This is a genomic window from Acidiphilium sp. JA12-A1 (assembly GCF_000724705.2).
Classification (GTDB): Bacteria; Pseudomonadota; Alphaproteobacteria; order Acetobacterales; family Acetobacteraceae; genus Acidiphilium; species Acidiphilium multivorum.
This window is the reverse complement of sequence record NZ_JFHO01000284.1, coordinates 1-689: the sequence shown is the minus strand read 5'-3', so window position 1 is coordinate 689 and position 689 is coordinate 1. Positions and strand designations below refer to the sequence as shown.

The 689-nt window shown below is 60.7% G+C and carries 1 protein-coding gene; it reads left to right on the top strand.

The genetic code is table 11. The features are described 5' to 3' along the window. Positions 1–107: 107 nt before the first annotated feature. The coding region (locus tag RT91_RS19895) for an amidohydrolase family protein (protein WP_240314401.1) at positions 108–689 on the top strand (582 nt) is incomplete at its 3' end.

The following is a 689-nucleotide window of genomic DNA, read 5'->3' as shown; positions in this document are numbered from 1 at the left end:
GCGCTGGCCGACCAGGGCAAGGTCACCCTCGCACCCGCGAATACCGGCTGGACAGGCCAATGCCGCCCTGCACGACCTGCATCACGGCAAGTCCGACGGCCGCGACCGTGACTGATTACCCTGAACGAAGCGAAAAAAACACGACTCACACGTCAAATCCGAAGAAGAACGGATCCAGTGTACACACGAAAGACGGCGAAGAGATCTTCATCATCGACGGCCACGTCCATCTCTGGGATGCCAGCCCCGAGAACATCAGGAACATTCACGGCAAGCAATTCATCGACTGCTTTTATGGCTACCACGCCTCGCTCTCCCCGCCGGAGCAGCTCTGGACGCCGGAGAAATTCGCCAAATACGGCGCCGAGCAGATGGTGCAGGACCTGTTCATCGACGGGCCGGACGACATGGCGATCTTCCAGCCCACCTACCTCAAGGATTTCTACAAGACCGGCTTCAACACGCTCGAACAGAACGCGGCGCTGAAAACCCGCTACCCCGACCGCTTCATCCTCAACGGCGCCTTCGACCCGCGCGACGGCGAGGGCGGGCTCGAAGCCCTCGAAGCCATGGCCGAGATCCACAAGATCAAGGGGGTGAAGCTCTACACCGCCGAATGGAAGGGCGACAGCCGCGGCTACAAGCTCTCCGATCCCGCCGCCTACAAGTATCTCGAACGCTGCGAGAAG